Consider the following 19,540-nt stretch of genomic DNA (forward strand, 5'->3'; position numbering starts at 1 on the left):
ATAACCGCCAGATTAGAAAAATTGCAGAATTTGCGAAAAATCTGTTGCGGCGCGAAATACTTCACTGTAATGACGGAGTTGTGAGGCGAAGGCATTTCGACCTCACGACACGAGACGGCAGCATATGCCGTCATCGAGACATCCAATGGCGGGTGTCGTTTCGGCAAGGCTGCCGACCTTTCGAGTGTTCGCGAAACGTATCGTACAGCGTTCGCGACCGACAGGTCGGGCAGCCTTTTTTCGTCTCAGCGCAATCGACACCGGACGCGTTTTCACGCGGCTCCAGCTTACGGGGAAGTTCTGCCCAATGGCACTGCTATCGAATATCACCCGCCGCACGGTTCTCGGCACTCTCTGCGCCGCGGCGCTTTCGACGGTCTCTACCGGCGCGTTCGCCGAGATGGTCTTTCCGGAAAAGGCCGAACTCAAATTCGGCTTTATCAAGCTGACCGACATGGCGCCGCTCGCCATCGCCAAGGAGAAGCACTTCTTCGAGGACGAGGGTCTCTACGTCACCCTCGAACCGCAGGCGAACTGGAAGGTGTTGCTCGACCGGGTCATCACCGGCGAGCTCGACGGCGCGCACATGCTCGCCGGCCAGCCGCTCGCCGCGACCATCGGCTACGGCACCGAGGCCCATATCGTCACGCCCTTCTCTATGGACCTCAACGGCAACGGCATTACGGTTTCGAATGCGGTCTGGGAGGAGATGAAGACGCACATCCCGGCGGATGCGGACGGCAAGCCCCAGCATCCGATCTCGGCGGAAGCGCTGAAGCCGGTCGTCGAAAGCTACAAGGCCCAGTCGAAGCCCTTCAACATGGGCATGGTTTTCCCCGTCTCCACCCACAATTACGAGTTGCGCTACTGGCTGGCGGCGGGTGGCCTTAATCCCGGCTTCTATTCACCGTCCGACACGTCCGGCCAGATCCAGGCCGATGTCCTCCTGTCGGTGACGCCGCCGCCGCAGATGCCGGCGACAATGGAGGCCGGCACGATCCAGGGCTATTGCGTCGGCGAACCCTGGAACCAGCAGGCGGTCTTCAAGGGTATCGGCGTTCCGGTGATCACCGATCACGACATCTGGAAGAACAATCCGGAAAAGGTCTTCGGCCTGACGGCGAAATTCGTCGAGGAGAACCCGCAGACAGCGATCGCCGTCACCAAGGCGCTGATCCGCGCCGGCAAATGGCTCGACGAGAACGATGGTGCGAACCGGCAGGAAGCCGTCGAGATCCTGTCCCGGCCCGAATATGTCGGCGCGGATGCGGAAGTCATCGCGAACTCGATGACGGGCACCTTCGAGTATGAGAAGGGCGATGTGCGTCCCGCGCCGGACTTCAACATCTTCTTCAACAAGTTCGCGACCTATCCCTACTATTCGGACGCCATCTGGTACCTCACCCAGATGCGCCGCTGGGGGCAGATCGCCGAGGCCAAGCCCGACAGCTGGTACGAGGAGACGGCAAAGAGCGTCTACAAGCCGGACATCTACATGGCGGCAGCCCAGTCGCTGATCGACGACGGCATGCTAGATCCTGCTGAAGTTCCCTCCGATACGGACGGCTACAAGCCAGCCACCGGCGAGTTCATCGACGGTGTCGAATACGACGGCAAGAAGCCGAACGACTACCTCGCGAAGTTCGAGATCGGCCTCAAGGGCGAGGAAACCACCGCCAGTCTTTCGAACTGATCCCGACGAGCATCGCGCCCGCCGGCACAACCCGGCGCGGCGCCCGATGCATCCGCTTCTCAGAGCTGACGACAGGTCCACACTCCATGACCATCGCTTCCGACTATATGGGCCATGAGCCCTCCGCCGAAGAAAAGCGCGCGCTGAAGCGCGAAAAGCGCATGATGCGCATCACCCGCGCCACCGGGCCGCTGACGGCGATTGGCCTCGGCTGGTCCGTACCCCTCATGAAGATCGCGGCTGGCGACGATCCCCGCTCGAACATGAATGTTCTGTGGAAAGGCCTCATCGTGCCGATCCTCGGTATCCTGGGATTTCTCGCCGTCTGGGCTGCGCTGGCACCGACGGTTCACACCTCGCTCGGCACGGTGCCGGGGCCGGCCCAGGTCGCCGAACAGGTGGGCTCGCTCTACGGCGACTGGCAACGCACCCAGGCTGACAAGGCTGCTTTCTACGAGCGCCAGGAAGCGCGGAACCAGAAGCTGATCGAGGCCGGCTATGCTGACCGGGTCCAGACCCGGGCCTATACCGGCGCCCCGACCTATCCGGAACAGATCTTCACGTCGCTGAAGACGGTGTTCCTCGGCTTCCTGCTCGCGACCGTCATCGCGGTTCCGCTCGGCATCGCCTGCGGCCTCTCTTCGACCATCAACGGCGCGCTCAACCCGCTGATCCAGATCTTCAAGCCGGTATCGCCGCTCGCCTGGTTGCCGATCGTCACGATGATCGTTTCCGCGCTTTACGTGAATGCCTCGGACGCCATGCCGAAGTCGATGGTCGTCTCGGCGATCACCGTAACCCTCTGCTCGCTCTGGCCGACGCTGATCAACACCGCTCTTGGCGTCGCCTCGATCGACAAGGATCTCGTCAATGTGGGCAAGGTGCTTCAGCTCTCCACGACCAAGACGATCACCAAACTCGTCCTGCCGTCGGCCATGCCTTTGATCTTCACCGGGCTTCGGCTGTCGCTGGGCGTGGGCTGGATGGTGCTGATCGCAGCCGAGATGCTCGCCCAGAACCCCGGCCTCGGCAAGTTCGTCTGGGACGAGTTCCAGAACGGTTCCTCCGATTCCCTCGCCCGCATCATCGTCGCGGTCATCACGATCGGCATTGTCGGCTTCATCCTCGACCGGATCATGGCCGCCTTGCAATCCGCCTTCACCTTCTCGGCCACGCGCTGACCGGACCTGAGGAGATGACTGCCATGACCGCCGAACCGATCATCGAAATGAAGTCCGTCGCCAAGCATTACGGCGACGGGAAAGACCGCAACGATATCCTGAAGGATGTCGATCTCACTGTCAGGGAAGGGGAGTTCGTAGCGATCGTCGGATTCTCCGGCTCGGGAAAGACGACGCTGATCTCGCTGCTTGCCGGTCTCATCGAGCCCGATGCCGGCGAAGTGCTGATGCGAGGCGCTCCGGTAAAGGGTCCGGGCCCGGAACGCGGGCTCGTGTTCCAGTCCTATTCGCTGATGCCCTGGCTATCTGTCCGCGGTAACGTCGCCCTCGCGGTCGACACCGTATTTGCCAAGGAGCCGAAGGCGGCCCGTGCTGCCCGTGTCGACAAGTATATCGAGATGGTCGGCCTCTCCCATGCGACCGACCGCAAACCGGCCGAATTGTCCGGCGGCATGCGCCAGCGCGTTTCGGTGGCCCGTGCGCTCGCCATGAGCCCGGAAATTCTCCTCCTCGACGAGCCGCTCTCGGCGCTCGATGCTCTGACCCGCGCAAAACTGCAGGATGAGTTCGCCGAGATCAGCCAGGTCGAGAAGAAGACGATCGTCCTGATCACCAACGATGTGGACGAGGCAATTCTTCTCGCCGACCGCATCATTCCGCTCGATCCCGGCCCGAACGCGACGCTCGGACCTTCCTTCGACGTCACATTGGCCCGTCCCCGTGATCGGGCCGCGATGAACGCCAACGACGATTTCAAACGGCTCCGGCGGGACGTCACCAACTATCTCATGCAGAAGGGCGAGAGCGCCAGCGAAGCTGCCGGCGATGCCGTGGCGCTTCCCAATGTCATTCCTGTCGATCTCGCCTCCAAAAAGAAGCGGCCTGCGCCGGACCTGCCAGAGGCCTACAAGCGCGCCGCGCGCTCGCCGATCGAGCAGCGCTATGTCGAGTTCTTCGAGGTTCGGAAGGTCTATCCGACGCCGAAGGGCCCGCTGACGGTCGTAGACGGCTTCGACCTTCAGATGAAAAAGGGCGAGTTCGTCTCCCTCATCGGACATTCGGGCTGCGGCAAGTCGACGGTTCTCTCGATGGCCGCCGGCCTCAACGACATCTCCTCGGGCGGTATCGTGCTCGACGGCCGCGAGGTGGATTCCGCCGGCCCCGATCGCGCGGTCGTCTTCCAGGCACCGTCACTGATGCCTTGGCTGACGGCCCGCGAAAACGTCGCGCTCGGCGTCGACAGGGTCTATCCGAATGCGACTCCGGCCGAGCGCAAGGATATCGTCGAGCATTACCTCCACCGGGTTGGCCTCGGCGACGCCATGCACCGCAAGGCGGCCGATCTTTCCAACGGCATGAAGCAGCGCGTTGGCATCGCCCGCGCCTTCGCTCTCTCGCCGAAGCTGCTGCTCCTCGACGAGCCCTTCGGCATGCTCGACTCTCTGACGCGCTGGGAGCTGCAGGACGTCCTGATGGATGTCTGGAAGCGAACTCAAGTGACGACCGTCTGCGTTACCCACGATGTCGACGAGGCGATCCTTCTCGCCGACCGGGTGGTGATGATGACCAACGGCCCGAAGGCGAAGATCGGCCGGATCATGAAGGTCGACCTGCCACGACCGCGCACCCGCAAGGAACTGCTCGATCATCCCGATTACTACTTCTACCGCGAACAGCTCCTGAGCTTCCTCGAGGAGTACGAGAAGGGCGCGCACGCAGACACGAAGAAAGCCGAACCGGCGGACGAGAAGGCCGCTTCGGCAAGCGCGAAGAGGGAAGCTGCATGAGTGTCGCCCTCGCAGTCGAAAACGAGAACCGGGCCTTCGTCGAGGCGACGGAAGTCTGGGTTCCGAAAGGCGATGAACTGGTCTGGTCGAGCGGCGATTACGGCGCGCTGACGGATTTCGCCGCGGTCTCCGAAAAGCAGACCTTCAAGAAAGGAGCCGGTCTCCCTGGCAAGGCATGGGCCGAAGCTCGGCCCGTGGTGCTGAAGGCCTTCGACGGCTCCTACTTCAAGCGCTCGGACGCGGCCCGCGCCGCCGGCCTCACCAGTGCCGTCGCTGTTCCGATCTTCAATGGCAAGGAGCTGAAGGCGGTCGTTGTCGTCCTCTGCTCCGACAGCGAGGAGCGGATCGGCGCGATCGAGGTCTGGCGGGAGGAGGCGGGCGTTCTTGCCCTCGACGACGGCTATTACGGGGCCGCCAAGCATTTCGAATGGGTGTCCCAGCACACGACATTCCCGCGCGGCCAGGGTCTTCCGGGCGGCGTCTGGGCGGCGAAAACGCCAATTTTAATGCGCGATCTCGGCTCGGGCTACCGCTTCATTCGTGCTGAGAGCGCCGGCATGGCCGGACTCACCACAGGGCTTGGCCTGCCGGTCGGTTCCCCGGACGGGATCACCTATGTCCTGACGCTTCTATCGGCGCGGGGAACGCCGATCGCCCAGCGCTTCGAGCTTTGGGACGCGCGCATGGCTCGGACCGGAAGCGATAAGGAGGCGGTTCTCGCAGACGGCGTCTGCCAGCGCGGCGGTGCCCTTTGGGATCACGAGAAAGAACGACGCGTCGGCGCCTGGGAAGGCGCGATCGGTCAGGTCCTCGGCTCCGGTCTTCCGACGGTCAAGAACGACAACGCGGTTCTGACCGCCGGCTATCGGTCGATGGTGGCGGTCCCGCTCTATCGAAACGGAACGATCGCCCACGTCGTCGCCTGGTATTACTGAGGAGTTTTTATGCAGAAACTGGTCGTCATAGGTGCCGGAATGGCGTCGGGCCGGGTCCTTGAAAGACTCATCGAGGCCGATCCCGGTGCATACAAAATCACGCTTTTCAATGCTGAACCGCGTGGCAACTACAACCGCCTCATGCTCTCGCCAGTTCTGTCGGGCGAAAAGAGTTATGAGGAAATCATCACCCACAGCGACGCCTGGTATGCCGAAAATGGCGTAACCTGCCGCTTCGGTGAAAAGGTCGTCGCGATCGATCGCGAGCGAAAGGTTGTTGTCGGCGAGAAGGGCGAGGTTGCCTACGACAAGCTCGTCATCGGCACCGGCTCGGTCCCCTTCGTGATCCCGGTCGAGGGCCGCGATCTGCCGGGTGTACTCACCTATCGTGATCTCGACGATACCAACGCGATGATCGATGCCTGCGGGACGCCCGGCGCGCGGGCCGTCGTTATCGGCGGCGGGCTTCTCGGCCTCGAAGCTGCGGCAGGGCTGCGCCTTCGCGGCATGGAGGTGACCGTTCTTCACCTGCAGCCGACCCTGATGGAACGCCAGCTCGATCCGGCGGCAGGCTATCTTCTGGAGAAGTCCCTGAAGGATCGCGGCATCGAGATCCTGACCAAGGCCAACACCAAGCTGATCTATGGCGAGGACCGCGTCGAAGGCGTCGAACTCGCCGACGGCACCAAGCTTCCCGCAGATATCGTCGTTATGGCTGTCGGTATCCGGCCATCGACCCAGCTTGCCAAGGATGCTGGTCTTGAGGTCGGGCGCGGCGTCGTGGTCGGCGACGACATGCGGACCTCCGACCCGGACGTCTTCGCGCTTGGCGAATGCGTCGAGCATCGCGGTACATGCTATGGCCTCGTCGCTCCGCTCTACGACATGGCGAACGTGCTTGCCTCGCATCTTCTAGCCGAATGCGACGACGCCTATCTCGGTTCGGTTCTCTCGACCAAGCTCAAGGTCACCGGGATCGACCTCTTCTCTGCCGGCGATTTCGCCGAGGGCGAGGATCGCGAAGAGATCGTCCTGCGCGATGCCAGTGCAGGGGTCTACAAGCGGCTCGTCATCAAGGACGAGACAATCATCGGAGCCGTCCTCTACGGCGAGACCGCCGACGGTTCCTGGTTCTTCGACCTGATGAAGAAGAAGACGCCGGTCGACGAGATGCGCGATACGCTCATCTTCGGTCAGGCCTATCAGGGAGGGTCCCCCCTGGACCCTACGGCGGCCGTTGCAGCCTTGCCGGATGATGCGGAAATCTGCGGCTGCAACGGCGTTTGTAAGGGAAAGATCACCGGCACGATCACGGCCAAGGGCCTGACCTCGCTAGACGAGGTGCGTGCCCATACCAAGGCGTCGTCTTCCTGCGGCACCTGCACCGGGCTCGTCGAGCAACTCATGTCGTTGACCCTCGGCGATGCCTTCGATGCGAATGTGGTCAAGCCGATGTGCGGCTGCACGACTCTCAGCCATGACGATGTTCGCAGGCTGATTGTTGCGAAGGAAATCAAGTCCATCCCCGAGGTCATGCAGGAACTCGAATGGTCGAGTTCAAACGGCTGCGCGAAATGCCGTCCGGCGCTTAACTATTACCTCGTCGCCGATTGGCCGGACGAATACGCCGACGACTACCAGTCCCGCTTCATCAACGAGCGCGTTCACGCCAACATCCAGAAGGACGGCACCTATTCGGTCGTTCCGCGCATGTGGGGCGGGATGACGTCTTCGAGCGAGCTCCGCGCGATCGCGGATGTCTGCGACAAGTTCGAGATCCCGGCGGTCAAGGTCACCGGAGGCCAGCGCATCGACATGCTGGGGATCAAGAAGGAGGATCTACCGGCGGTCTGGGCCGATCTCGGCAAGGCCGGCTTCGTTTCGGGACAGGCCTATGCCAAGGGCCTTCGCACCGTGAAGACCTGTGTCGGGACCGACTGGTGCCGCTTCGGCACACAGGATTCGACCGGGCTCGGCATCCGCATCGAGAAGTTCATGTGGGGGTCATGGACGCCCGCCAAGGTGAAGATGGCCGTCTCCGGCTGCCCCCGGAATTGCGCTGAGGCGACCTGCAAGGATGTCGGCGTCATCTGCGTCGATTCCGGCTTCGAGATCCATTTCGCCGGGGCCGCCGGCCTCGACATCAAGGGCACCGAGGTTCTCGGTCTCGTGAAGACCGAGGACGAAGCCCTCGAACACATCGTGGCGCTCGTCCAGATGTATCGCGAGCAGGGCCACTATCTCGAGCGCATCTACAAGTGGGCCAAACGCATCGGCCTCGACGAGATCCGTCGCCAGATCATGGACGATCCCGAGATGCGGCGCGCCTATTACGACCGCTTCGTCTTCTCCCAGAAATTCGCCCAGGTCGATCCCTGGTCCGAGCGTGTATCCGGCAAGGACAAGCACGAGTTCCAGCCGATGGCGAAGCTCGAATTTGCTCAGGCTGCGGAATAGGAGGCAGGCCATGACGTTCATCGATAAGCCATGGATCACGGTCGGCCGGGTCGAGGACATTCCGCGGCTCGGCGCGCGCCGCATCGAGGCGGGTTTTGCGACCATCGGCCTCTTCCGCAATGCCGATGACGAGGTTTTCGCGATCGAGGACAAGTGCCCGCACAAAGGCGGGCCGCTCAGTCAGGGCATCGTCCATGACGGCTGCGTGACCTGTCCACTCCACAACATGGTGATCTCGCTTCGATCGGGTGAAGTGCAGGGGCCCGACGAGGGCGGAGTGCGCACGTTCCGGGTGCGTCTGACCGATGGCGAAGTGCAGCTCAGCGGCGAAGATCTGGCGAGCGCCGCCAGCATGACGGTCGCGGCCTGACATCGGGGGATGGGTGAGAGCGGGGGCGCGAAACGGATGAGGGCTCCGACCCTCGTCCGTTTCGCCTGGACAAGGATGGTTCGACCATGAAACGCGCCGACGAAGCCGACCGGACCGTCAAAACGACCTGCCCGTATTGCGGTGTCGGCTGCGGAGTGCTCGCCACCCCGCGAGCCGACGGCTCGGTGACGATCGCTGGCGATCCCGACCATCCGGCGAATTTCGGCCGCCTCTGCTCGAAGGGCTCGGCGCTCGCCGAAACGCTGGGGCTGGAAGAGCGCGTGCTTCATCCGATGATGAACGGTCGACGCGCCGATTGGGACACCGCGCTTCAGACTGCCGCCGATACCTTCAATCAAGCGATCGCGGAATACGGCCCCGATTCCGTCGCCTTCTATCTTTCCGGCCAACTTCTGACGGAGGATTACTACGTCGCGAACAAGCTGATGAAAGGCTTCATCGGCTCGGGAAATATCGATACCAATTCACGCCTCTGCATGGCTTCTTCGGTCGCCGGCCACAAGCGCGCCTTCGGCAGCGATACCGTCCCCGGCACCTATACCGATCTTGAAGAGGCCGACCTTGTCGTCCTCACCGGCTCCAATCTCGCCTGGTGCCATCCCGTGATCTATCAGCGGATAGCTGCCGCCAAAACCAAGCGGCCCGAGATGAAGGTCGTCGTCATCGATCCGCGCCGGACGGCGACCAGCGAGATCGCCGATCTCCATCTTCCCATCGCGCCTGATGGTGACGTCGCGCTGTTCTCCGGCCTTCTATACGCGCTTACGGAAAGAGGCGCGGTGCATTGCGCCTATGTCTCGCGTCATACGGAAGGATTCGTCGAGGCGCTGCGTGCGTGCCGCGCCATGCGCGTTTCGACTGTCGCCGAACTCACGGGGTTGCCCCAAGACGAAATCCTCGCCTTCTACGATCTCTTCATCCGCACCGAGAAGGTCGTCACCGTCTACAGTCAGGGCGTCAATCAGTCGACGAGCGGCACCGACAAGGTGAATGCGATCATCAACTGCCATCTGGCGACGGGCCGGATCGGCAGGCCCGGTATGGGCCCATTCTCGATCACCGGCCAGCCGAACGCCATGGGCGGACGCGAGGTGGGCGGCCTCGCCAATATGCTCGCGGCCCATATGGCGATCGAGGATGAAGCGGATCGCGCGAGGGTCGAAGCGTTCTGGAACGCGCCGAATGTCGCGACGAAGCCAGGGTTGAAGGCGGTCGAGCTCTTCGATGCGGTCCTCGATGGGCGGATCAAGGCGCTCTGGATTGCCGGCACCAATCCGGTCGTCTCGATGCCCGAGGCGGACAAGGTGAAAGCGGCGCTCGAAGCCTGCCCCTTCGTCGTCGTTTCCGACGTCGCCGCACAGACGGATACGACCGTCTTCGCGGACATCCTTTTGCCTGCTGCGGCCTGGGGCGAGAAGAACGGAACGGTGACCAATTCCGAGCGGCGCATCTCGCGCCAGCGTCCTTTTCTGTCGCTTCCCGGAGAGGCGCGCTCCGACTGGGCGATCTTCGCCGAAGTTGCGCAGCGGATGGGATATAAGGGTTTCGAATACGCGTCCGCCTCGGCCGTCTTCGACGAGCACGCCCGGCTCTCGGCCTATGAAAACGCCGGCTCTCGCGATTTCGACATCGGTGGCCTCGCTGGCTTGCCGGAAGCCGGATACGACCTGTTGAAGCCCACCCAATGGCCCGTTCCGACCGGGGCCGATTTAGTCGGCACCGAGACGCGTTTCTTCTCCGGAGGCGGATTCTATCACAGGGACGGGCGCGCCCGTTTCGTCGCGGTAAAACCGGAGAAAAAGCGCGAGAGCGCGCCTTTCCTGCTCAACACCGGGCGAGTGCGCGACCACTGGCACACCATGACCCGGACGGGTCTGTCGCCGCGCCTTTCGGCTCACATCGCCGAGCCCTTCGTGGAGATTCATCCCGAGGATGCCGACGATCTGGGTATCGCAGCTGCCGATCTCGTCGAGGTCTCTTCGCCGCGCGGGACCGCAGTGGTCCGCGCCCTCGTCACCGATCGGCAGGCAAAGGGGAATTGCTTCGTCCCCATGCACTGGACCGGACGTTACGCCCCTTCGGCGAGGATCGGGCCGCTCGCTCGCGCCGACGTCGATCCAGTTTCCGGCCAGCCGGCGCTGAAATCGAGCGTCGTCTCACTCAAACGCTTCGATGCGATTTGGCACGGATTTGCGATCCTCAGGGAAAGGCCCGATCTCGCCTCGATCGCCGGCAGTGCCGATTACGCAGCAGCGGCTCGGACCGAAAACGGCTGGCGACTGGAGCTCGCGGGCGCATCACTGCTTGCGGATCCGGACGGGTTCGCGCGCACCCTCTGTGGTGGCGCGGAGGGAGAGACAGCAGCCTATCGAGACCGGCGCACCGGGGCCGAGCGCTTCGCGGTGTTCGCCGACGGTGCTCTTCTGGGCGCTCTCTACATCTCTCCCGAACCTGTTGCTGTTTCGCGGAACTGGGCGGTGACCCAACTCGGTCTCACCGATCGTACGGGGCGCCGGCGTGCCGAACTGCTCGCAGGGCGCGGTCCAGCCGATCGCCCGGATCCGGGTTCGACCGTGTGCTCCTGCTTCTCCGTCGGGGTGAACCAGATAGCCGCGCTCGTCGCCTCGGGTGAAGCGGCCACGGTCGACGAGGTAGGTGCAGCGCTCAACGCCGGCACCAATTGCGGCTCCTGCCGCAGCGAAATCACAGGTATCATCGAGCAGTTTCGCGTTCAGGTCTCCGCTTGACGGTGCATGACCGCACGCCCGGCGGAGCGCCCACCAAGGCGTTGCTCCGGCCAATTCGAAAATTTGATAAACGAGATTTCCAGCCACGGGCGCATCGTCCGGAACGGTTGATAAGCCAATGAGACCGCCAACCTCTTCGAAGGCTACCAAAACGTAAAGCGCGATTGCTATAGCCGATAGAACGCCACGCTGAAAAAGTGATTTGATCCCCCAACACTAGCCGCGCCGATCGCGGTTTTGGAGTCTGCCATTTCCATGTGCGTATAACGCAGTCCTTTCGATAAGGACCGCCGCTAGGGTAGTCGTCTCCGGGCTTGGTGCGTCCCCCATGTAAGGGCGCAGTAGTTCGTCGCGGAGCTTGGAGTTGAAGCTCGCGCAGTAGCCGTTCTCCCATAGGCTGCCAAGCTCGATGAACGCTGTCTTCGCGCGGACTGCGACGATCCATTTCCTGGCCGCCTTCGCGGTGAATGCGCGAATCTTTTTCCGCGACCCGACCTGCCCGCGGACGATCCTTGCCGGGGCGAGGCGCTCATCCTGCCAGCGAGCCTCGGCTACTTGACGGCGCTCGTCTATCTCGCGGTCATCGGCTCCGTCGTCGGGTTCACGACCTATCTCATGCTCGTCGCGCGGATCGGATCGGCGCGGGCCGGCAATGCGAAGGTTCTCTTCCCGTCCGTCGCTCTGACAATCTCGACGCTCTTCGAGGGCGACGTATGGACGACGACCGCTTTCGCTGGTGTCCTTCTCGCAGGGCTTGGAAATGCCGTCATGTTCGCGAAGCGGTGAATGAGGGTGCCGTATCGGACACCGGCCTCAGCAGACGTGCGCTCGGGAGGTTTTCCGCCTCGCGCAAAAGCGTGCCTCGAACTCACACTGGCGGCCCTTTGAAAGAATTTCTCGCGCTTATAGCGCGGGACCGCGGTCCTGGATGCTTCGCAGATAGCGTATGATCGCGACTGCTTCCGTCGGCGAAAAGACAAATTCCGGCATGTCGCGATGTCCAGAAATCAGCCCCTCGACCAGCGCTTCCTCGAGATAGGAAACAGGATATTTCAGGGAGAGCTCGCGGAACGGCGGCGCCTCCGGATGCGGGCTCTCATCACTTAAGCCCGTCGCATGGCAGCGAGCGCAATTTTTCTCGATCAGGGCATGACCCTTATCCTCAATTCCGTCGGTCTCGGAACGCGCGGGATTGCAGAACGCGACGACAAGCGCGGCGAACGATAGAGCCATGAAAAGGGATCTCGGCAACCGGGGCATTCTGGTCTCCTCGCTGGATCTCGTCCGCCGACAATGGCACTTCTGACCACCCGCATCCTTGATCTGGATCACTGTGGCGCTGGGATGCTTGCCGATCCGGCATGAGCTGCCGCTCCGGCCCAGGGAGTCCGGTGCAGGGGGGGGGGGGCGCTCAGCGGAGGCTTTGGGTACAGGCGACGAGATCGTCGGCCTCGCGGCGGCTGAGGCTCATATCGGGCATCGCCGGATGGGGATCGTTGAGAAAGAACTTCAGCAAGGCGAGGTCATCGTCGCTCTTTTTCGTGATGGCCTAGAAGGTGAGGACGTCAGCGACGCCCGAGTGCTAATCGCGAGAGGCGATATGACAGGCCGCATGCGGCGGGCGGAAAAGGTGCGGGGCATTCGCCGACCGCGTGAAAGAAGCAGGATTTCGGCCATCTCATACCTTCTGTCCCAAAGGTCCGCGCCGACGGACAGAGCCGGCGCGGAACCGAAGCCATCTTGCAGGGCGAGACGCCGGAAAACTCCCGTGAAAAATGCGCGTTCGGCGGCGACGCCTTAATCCGGATCAATTTGCGCGCCTCGGAGGCGACAATTTCGTCGGCACCGCGTCTGGAGCTCTACGGTCGGACGGCGCCGGCTTCGGGCTATCCACTCGGCTACGGAGACCTCGAGGCGATGATCGCCGAGTGCGGCTTCGCGTCGATCATTCGAAGATCAACGGCTGGGTGCTGGTCCACGCGCCGCTGATCGAAAAGGGGCTGCGCCGGTTTCGGCCGCCTCATAGCGGTTCGATACGTTTCGACGAATGAGACATCGAAATACACGGACTGTGGCGATATCCGTGCCGCGCCATCGACACGCATGGCAACGCGATCGACTTTCTGCCGAAGGCAACAAGCGACGCAGACGCGGCGAAGCGCTTCTTCCGCAAGACATTCAAGAATGAACTGTTGCTATCGCGGACGACGATCGGCACCGAAGACGCCGCGCCATTCCGAGCTCGATCCGCTACCCGTTCGACAATCGGCTCCTGAAATCGGACCCGGTGCTCAAAGTTGCGACACGCCCATTTGAACCGGCCTGCCGCCGAGAGCGAGGGTGAGAGAGTTTTCGATATGGCGGTCGAGGGCCGCTGCGGTCGCGTCCGCATTTCTTGCCTTGAGCGCCTCGAGGATCGCCAGATGTTCGCGGATGACGCGGCTGGCATTCTCGCCGGTCACCTGGAGGCGCGATTGGACGGCCATGCGGATCTTGATGGCGGTGACCCGATAGACATTGTCGACTAGCCGATTGCCGATCGAGGCGACGAATTCGGTGTGCATCGCCCAGTCCTGTCGCTGCAGCTGGTCGAGAAAGCCGGGATCGGCGGGTCCGTCCGCTTTTGTCATAACCGCCGCCTGTTCGTGGTGCCAGCTTAGCCAAGCCTCGACCGTCTCAAGCCGGAGCCGGGCGATCATGTCGGATACGGCCGACAACTCGATCATCCGCCGCAGCTGATAGGCTTCGCGCACGAAGGCGACGTCGATGCTCGGCACCATCAGTCCCTTCTGCGGTACGGTAACGAGCAGACCCTCGGCTTCGAAGCGGGGCACGGATTCGCGAACCGAGCCTAGCGTTGCGCCGGTGGCCTCGACGAGCTCGCGCTGGGTGACAAGCTGTCCCGGCTGCAACTGGCCGGTATTGAGAAGGTCCTCGATACGCTCATAGGCGAAACGGCGGAGCGAGCCGGGTCGGCCGTTCGCGTGGGGCTCCTCCGCCGGTCGCCGAAGGGCTTCTGGCAGGCGCTCGGGCATGGTCTCTCCGTTTTCGAGTTGATGACATCTTACCAACATGTTAGTTGAGTGTCGAGGTGGCCAATCGCGCCGGGAGGGCGCGCCATCGTCGATCATCCGTCTCGGGAGGACCTTCTCACCATGCTCATCAGCCGACGTCTGCTCATCGCATCGAGCTTTGCCATTGCAAGCGCCATCTCGTTCGCGCCCACCCTTGCGAGTGCTCAGGACAAGGTGACGCTTCGCCTGTCGACGCCCGCCTCCGAAACCGACCAGCGTTCGATCGCGCTCGCCGAGGTGTTCGGTCCGGCCGTCGAGGAGTTCGCGAGCTACGAGCCACACTACAACGCGTCCCTCGTCGCCCAGGGTTCGGAGCTGGAATCCATCGCGACGGGCGATCTCGAAATGTCGATCGCGTCCGCCCAGGAACTCGCGACCTTCTTTCCCGAATTCTCGATCTTCACGGCCGGCTACGTCCACCAGAGCGCCGAGCATCAGGTCGCCGTCTTCAACAACGAGCTGATGGACCCGTTCAAGCAGAAGGTCGAGGACGAACTCGGCGTGAAGCTGCTCTCGGTCATGTATCTTGGCCAGCGGCATGTGAACCTGCGCTTCCCGAAATCCGAGCGTGACGTGCAGACGCCGGAAGACCTTTCGGGCGTCAATCTGCGCATGCCGGGCAGCGACGCATGGCAGTTCCTCGGCCGTGCGCTCGGCGCGAACCCGACGCCGATGGCCTTCACGGAAATCTACACCGCGCTCCAGACCGGCTCGGTCGACGGGCAGGACAATCCGCTGCCGACCGTGGTCGACGCCAAGTTCTACGAGGTGACCAAGCAGGTCGCGCTGACCCAGCATCTTGTCGACCTCAACTATATCGCCTTCTCCAAGGCGGTCTGGGATGGCCTGACGCCAGAACAGCAGGAAGCTGTTCAGAAGGCTGCGGACGATGCCGCCCAAGCAGGCCGCGAAGCCCAGCTCGCCAAGGAAGAGGAGCTCGTCAGTTTCCTGAAGGAACAGGGCCTCGACGTCTACGAGCCGGATCTTGCCGCCTTCCGCGAGCATGTGCAGGCCGCCTATCAGGACTCCGAATTTGCCCAGTCCTGGCCGGAGGGCGTTCTGGAAAAGATCAACGCGCTCGGCGAATAAACTGCTTTCAGACAAGGGCCTCGGGTCTTTCGACCCGGGGGCCGGTGCTTTTTCGTGTCTGACACCCGCACGGGCTATGGCGCCCTTGCGTTGCTGTCCGCACTCGATCCTTCGAGCGTAAGGATACCCTGACGATGTCGAGACCCGTTGCGAAGCTTCGCAAGGCGGCCGAGGCGGTCGCCGCGCTGTTCATGCTCCTGATGTTCGCGACCTTTATCGTGCAGGTGGCGATCCGCTACGGCGCACGGCTGGACGGGCTCGTCGAAACCCTGCCTTTCCTCGATCCGACCTATTACGGCTGGACGCTGGAATTCTGCCTTGCCCTCTGGGTCTGGCTGATCTTCTGGGGCAACGCCTTCGTGGTGCGGGACGTCGACCACGTCACCTTCGATCTTCTGTCCTCGGCTGCGCCCTGGCGGGTGCGGCGGATCTTGATCATCCTTACCGGCCTTGTCATCGCGGCGGGGCTCCTGCTGTCGATCGCGCCCACCTGGGACCGCTTCGCGATCCTCAGGCTCAAGCAGTCGGCGACCCTCGGCGATCTCTTCGGCGACTGGATCCGGATGCGCGACATCTACGTGATCTACATCCTCTTCCTCGTCGTTGTCGCGGCCCGCTATCTCTGGGCCGTCTGGCGCGCCTTTCGCAGTTCGACCGCCGATCCCTTCGAGCATCAGGACGATGTGAGCGGGGAGACCGGCCGATGAGCCTCGCCTTCCTCTACTGCCTCGTCGCGCTCTTTGCCGTCGCGGCGATGGGCGCACCGGTCGCCTATGCGATCATGATCGGCTCCTTCGTCTACCTCTATGCCGCCGGTCAGAGCATCGGCGTCGCCGGCAAGGTGCTGATGGACGGGCTCTATCAGAGCTTCATCCTGCTCGCCGTGCCGCTCTTCATCGTAGCCGCGAACATCATGAATGCGGGGACGGTGTCGGACCGGCTGCTTCGCTTCTGTGTCGCCGTGGTCGGGCGGTTCCGGGGCGGGCTCGGCCATGTGAACGTGATGGCCTCTCTGGTCTTTTCCGGCATGTCCGGCTCGGCGGTGGCGGATGCGGCGGGCATCGGCAAGATCATCATCGAGATGATGACCAAGTCCGGCCATTATACGCGCGGCTATGCCGCCGCGATCACGGCCGCGACCGCAACCATCGGGCCGATCATCCCGCCATCTATTCCGATGGTGCTCTACGCGCTCGTCTCGAACACCTCGATCGGCTATCTCTTCCTCGCTGGCATCTTTCCGGGCCTCTTGATGGGCTTCGTACTGATGGCGATGAACTACTGGATTTCCTGGCGCCGCAATTTCGATCTGGAAGATCCGGTGCCGCTGAAGGAGTTGCCGCGCACCACTTTCCGCGCCTTTCCTGCACTCATGATGCCGGTGATCCTGCTCTATGGCATCTATGGCGGCGTGACGACGCCGACGGAAGCGGCGGCGGTGGCGGCGTTCTATGCGCTCGTTCTATCAGCGGTCTTCTATCGCAGCCTGACGCTGCGCTCCTTCTACGAGATCCTCGTCACCAGCGCGCGATCCTCGGCCGCCGTCGGCCTCGTCATCGGCGGAGCGCTGATCCTCAACTACATCGTCGCCTCGGAGAACGTGCCGGCGCAGGTTGCGGATGCGCTGGTGGGGCTCGACGTCTCGCCACTCGTTTTCCTGATCGGCGTCAACATTCTGATCCTGCTGCTCGGCTGCGTGCTGGACGCCTCGACTATCATTCTCGTCATCATCCCGCTCTTCCTGCCGACCTGCCGGGAGCTGGGCATCGATCTCGTTCATTTCGGCGTTGTGGCGATCGTCAACTGCATGATCGGCCTCATCACGCCGCCCTACGGTATCCTGCTCTTCGTCATCAACGCGGTCACGCGCATTCCGCTGGTCGAGATCATCCGCGAGATCTGGCAGTTCCTGGCGGTTCTCGTCTTCGCGCTGCTGCTGCTGCTCGTCTTCCCTGACATCACTCTGTGGCTGCCGCGGCTGTTCGGTTACGACGGATAGCGACCGCGTCCCGTTCTCAATACCCTTTCAAGGACACTATCATGGCATCGCCGATCTCGGGCATCTTTCCTGTCGTCATCACGCCTTTCACCGAGGATGATCGCATCGATTTCGAGGGCTATGGCCGGCTGCTCGACTGGTATCTGGAAAATGGCGCGCAAGGGCTATTCGCGGTCTGCCAGTCCTCCGAGATGCAGGTGCTGTCGCTTGATGAGCGCGTTTCGCTCGCACGCTTCAGCGTCGAGCATGTGAAGGGCCGCGTGCCGGTGGTGGCGTCCGGGCATATCTCCGACGCTCCGGAAGACCAGAAGACGGAAATGAAGGCGATCGCCGCGACCGGCGTCGATGCCGTGGTCTTCGTCACCAACCGTCTCGCGGAGCCAAACGCTCCCGACGGCACGCTGGTGAGCCGGCTCGAAGCGCTCATCGCGGCGTTGCCGGGCGATATGCGCTTCGGCCTCTACGAATGCCCCGCGCCCTATCGCCTGCTTCTGACCGACGACGAACTGAAATGGTGCGCCGATCACGGCCGCTTCGCCTTCCTGAAAGACGTTTCCTGCGATCTCGCCACTGTGGAGCGACGGCTGGCTCTCGTGAAGGGTACGCCGCTGGCCATCAACAACGCCAACGCCGCCATCGCCTATGCCGCGATGAAGGCGGGGGGCGAGGGCTTTGCCGGCGTGATGAACAACTTCCATCCGGACCTTTATCGCTGGCTCTACGAGCATGGTACCGCTCATCCGGACCTCGCGGCGGAGGTGGACGAGTTCCTTGTTCTATCCGCAATGAGCGAGGCGATGGGCTATCCGAAGCTCGCCAAGCGCTTTCATCGCCGCATCGGCACCTTCGGTAGCGAGCATTCGCGCGTGGTGGCCTATGAGCTGGAGGAGAAACACTGGGCGATCGACGGGGTGCTGGACCATATCGTCGCCGGCGCGAAAAGACTTCGTGGGCTCATCGCGGCGCTCTGATCCGTCGACGGGCGTATTCGCCATCGGTTTTATCGCAACTTGTGCGCTTCATCGGCGGTCAGAATTGGCAGTCGGATGCGAGATTCGGGGCCGCCTAGAGGAAGGGAGGAACTGTTACCGTGGCACGGGACACAAACCTCGCCGTCGTCGGGGCCGGTCTGATCGGACGGCGCCACTGTGCGGCGATCGCGATGGCGGACGGTGTCTCGCTATCGGCCCTGGTCGATCCGGCCCCTGAGGCGAGCGGAGTGGCCTCGGCTCTGGGCGTGCCATGGTTCCGGTCACTCCCTGAGTTGATCGCGGCTGGTGCTGCCGAGGGCGTGATCCTTGCGACACCGAACACGCTTCATGCCGAGGGGACGGAGGCCTGCGTCGAGGCCGGGCTGCCGGTGCTCGTCGAAAAGCCGATCTTCACCGATCTAGGTGTCGGCCTTGCCATTCTCGATCGGGCCGAGGTGCGCGGCGTGCCGGTCGCGGTCGGGCATCATCGCCGGCACAATCCCCTGATCAAGCGGGCGCGGCAGGCGATCGAAGAGGGCGACCTCGGGCGGATCGTCGCCGTTCAGGCGACGGCCTGGTTCATGAAGCCGGAAACGTATTTCGAGGTCGACTGGCGGCGGGAGAAGGGCGCGGGGCCGGTCTATCTCAATCTCATCCACGATATCGAACTTCTTCTCCATCTCTGCGGTCCCATCTGCGACGTGAGGGCGGTCGAGTCGAATGCCGTGCGGGGCAATGACGTGGAGGAGACGGCGGTCGTTCTCCTCACCTTCGAAAACGGCGCACTTGGCACCATAAGTGCCAGCGACACCGTCGTCGCGCCGTGGAGTTGGGAACTGACCGCGCGCGAAAATCCGGCCTATCCGGCGACCGCCGAGACCTGCTACTGGATCGGCGGTACACACGGCTCGCTATCCTTGCCGAACCTCTCGCTGTGGACCAACCCTGGCGAACGATCCTGGTGGGAGCCGATCTCCGAGACGAAGCTGACCTTCGGCTTCGACGATCCGCTCGTTCTTCAGGCCGCACAGTTCGGCCGCGTCGTTCGCGACGAAGAAGCGCCACTCGTGCCCGGCCGCGACGGCCTTGCTGCACTGACGGTGATCGAAGCGATCAAGCGCGCCGCAGCGAGCGGAGAGACGATACGGCCCGCGACTCTCCTCCAGGAAGCGAAGGGCTGAGAACCGACGACCCGGCCACCGTCATTCGGGCTGGA

17 protein-coding genes and 1 pseudogene are annotated in these 19,540 nt (G+C 62.9%); 15 read left to right on the top strand and 3 right to left on the bottom strand.

The window, feature by feature from the left end:
* Positions 1–307 precede the first annotated feature (307 nt).
* From ABRA89_RS00925 to ABRA89_RS00955, 7 genes are all read left to right on the top strand, one after another.
* Complete coding sequence (locus ABRA89_RS00925) at positions 308–1,693, top strand: CmpA/NrtA family ABC transporter substrate-binding protein (RefSeq protein WP_349939569.1); 1,386 nt, start codon at positions 308–310, stop codon at positions 1,691–1,693.
* Between the two features lie 86 nt (positions 1,694–1,779).
* Complete coding sequence (locus tag ABRA89_RS00930) at positions 1,780–2,874, top strand: ABC transporter permease (RefSeq protein ID WP_349939570.1); 1,095 nt, start codon at positions 1,780–1,782, stop codon at positions 2,872–2,874.
* 23 nt (positions 2,875–2,897) lie between these two features.
* Positions 2,898–4,661, top strand: a complete 1,764-nt coding sequence (locus ABRA89_RS00935; protein WP_349939571.1) for an ABC transporter ATP-binding protein — start codon at positions 2,898–2,900, stop codon at positions 4,659–4,661.
* The gene (locus tag ABRA89_RS00940; protein WP_349939572.1) at positions 4,658–5,596 is read left to right on the top strand and encodes a GAF domain-containing protein; all 939 of its coding nucleotides are present in this window, start codon (positions 4,658–4,660) and stop codon (positions 5,594–5,596) included. The genes ABRA89_RS00935 and ABRA89_RS00940 overlap by 4 nt, the downstream gene beginning before the upstream one ends.
* Before the next feature lie 9 nt (positions 5,597–5,605).
* Entirely contained in the window at positions 5,606–8,053 is a 2,448-nt protein-coding gene (gene nirB, locus ABRA89_RS00945) for a nitrite reductase large subunit NirB (protein WP_349939573.1), read from the top strand.
* Positions 8,054–8,063: 10 nt separating this feature from the next.
* On the top strand, positions 8,064–8,423 hold the full coding sequence (gene nirD / locus ABRA89_RS00950) for a nitrite reductase small subunit NirD (protein WP_349939574.1): 360 nt from the start codon (positions 8,064–8,066) through the stop codon (positions 8,421–8,423).
* 86 nt (positions 8,424–8,509) lie between these two features.
* Entirely contained in the window at positions 8,510–11,191 is a 2,682-nt protein-coding gene (locus ABRA89_RS00955) for a nitrate reductase (protein ID WP_349939575.1), read from the top strand.
* A 339-nt stretch (positions 11,192–11,530) separates the two neighbouring features.
* Here ABRA89_RS00955 and ABRA89_RS00960 read toward each other — a convergent pair.
* Positions 11,531–11,659 (bottom strand): annotated as a pseudogene (locus ABRA89_RS00960) (integrase core domain-containing protein); the annotation flags it as partial.
* An 87-nt stretch (positions 11,660–11,746) separates the two neighbouring features.
* Here ABRA89_RS00960 and ABRA89_RS00965 point away from each other — a divergent pair.
* Positions 11,747–11,977 carry a hypothetical protein gene (locus ABRA89_RS00965; protein ID WP_349939576.1) on the top strand — a complete coding sequence of 77 codons (231 nt, stop codon included), beginning with the start codon at positions 11,747–11,749 and terminating at the stop codon, positions 11,975–11,977.
* A gap of 117 nt (positions 11,978–12,094) precedes the next feature.
* On the opposite strand, the gene ABRA89_RS00970 is transcribed toward ABRA89_RS00965, so the two are convergent.
* Positions 12,095–12,424, bottom strand: a complete 330-nt coding sequence (locus ABRA89_RS00970; RefSeq protein WP_349939577.1) for a c-type cytochrome — start codon at positions 12,422–12,424, stop codon at positions 12,095–12,097.
* 507 nt (positions 12,425–12,931) lie between these two features.
* Between ABRA89_RS00970 and ABRA89_RS20390 the strand changes: the two genes are divergently transcribed.
* Together ABRA89_RS20390 and ABRA89_RS20395 are read left to right on the top strand one after the other, a co-directional pair.
* Positions 12,932–13,180, top strand: a complete 249-nt coding sequence (locus tag ABRA89_RS20390; RefSeq protein WP_463671230.1) for a hypothetical protein — start codon at positions 12,932–12,934, stop codon at positions 13,178–13,180.
* A gap of 80 nt (positions 13,181–13,260) precedes the next feature.
* The gene (locus ABRA89_RS20395) at positions 13,261–13,467 is read left to right on the top strand and encodes a DDE-type integrase/transposase/recombinase (RefSeq protein ID WP_463671242.1); all 207 of its coding nucleotides are present in this window, start codon (positions 13,261–13,263) and stop codon (positions 13,465–13,467) included.
* A gap of 15 nt (positions 13,468–13,482) precedes the next feature.
* Here ABRA89_RS20395 and ABRA89_RS00980 read toward each other — a convergent pair whose 3' ends face one another.
* The gene (locus tag ABRA89_RS00980) at positions 13,483–14,226 is read right to left on the bottom strand and encodes a GntR family transcriptional regulator (RefSeq protein WP_349939578.1); all 744 of its coding nucleotides are present in this window, start codon (positions 14,224–14,226) and stop codon (positions 13,483–13,485) included.
* Between the two features lie 120 nt (positions 14,227–14,346).
* Here ABRA89_RS00980 and dctP point away from each other — a divergent pair, with 120 nt between their 5' ends.
* The 5 genes from dctP to ABRA89_RS01005 all read left to right on the top strand — a co-directional run bounded on the left by dctP (position 14,347) and on the right by ABRA89_RS01005 (position 19,505).
* Complete coding sequence (dctP, locus tag ABRA89_RS00985) at positions 14,347–15,354, top strand: TRAP transporter substrate-binding protein DctP (protein WP_349939579.1); 1,008 nt, start codon at positions 14,347–14,349, stop codon at positions 15,352–15,354.
* Between the two features lie 134 nt (positions 15,355–15,488).
* On the top strand, positions 15,489–16,061 hold the full coding sequence (locus tag ABRA89_RS00990; protein ID WP_349939580.1) for a TRAP transporter small permease: 573 nt from the start codon (positions 15,489–15,491) through the stop codon (positions 16,059–16,061).
* Positions 16,058–17,353 carry a TRAP transporter large permease gene (locus ABRA89_RS00995; protein WP_349939581.1) on the top strand — a complete coding sequence of 432 codons (1,296 nt, stop codon included), beginning with the start codon at positions 16,058–16,060 and terminating at the stop codon, positions 17,351–17,353. The genes ABRA89_RS00990 and ABRA89_RS00995 overlap by 4 nt, the downstream gene beginning before the upstream one ends.
* Positions 17,354–17,394: 41 nt before the next feature.
* A complete protein-coding gene (locus ABRA89_RS01000) occupies positions 17,395–18,324 on the top strand; it encodes a dihydrodipicolinate synthase family protein (protein ID WP_349939582.1) in 930 nt (309 codons plus the stop codon).
* A gap of 119 nt (positions 18,325–18,443) precedes the next feature.
* Positions 18,444–19,505 carry a Gfo/Idh/MocA family protein gene (locus ABRA89_RS01005; protein ID WP_349939583.1) on the top strand — a complete coding sequence of 354 codons (1,062 nt, stop codon included), beginning with the start codon at positions 18,444–18,446 and terminating at the stop codon, positions 19,503–19,505.
* Positions 19,506–19,540: the final 35 nt, after the last annotated feature.

It is taken from the genome of Fulvimarina thalattae (assembly GCF_040239565.1).
In the GTDB taxonomy this organism is placed as follows: domain Bacteria; phylum Pseudomonadota; class Alphaproteobacteria; order Rhizobiales; family Rhizobiaceae; genus Fulvimarina.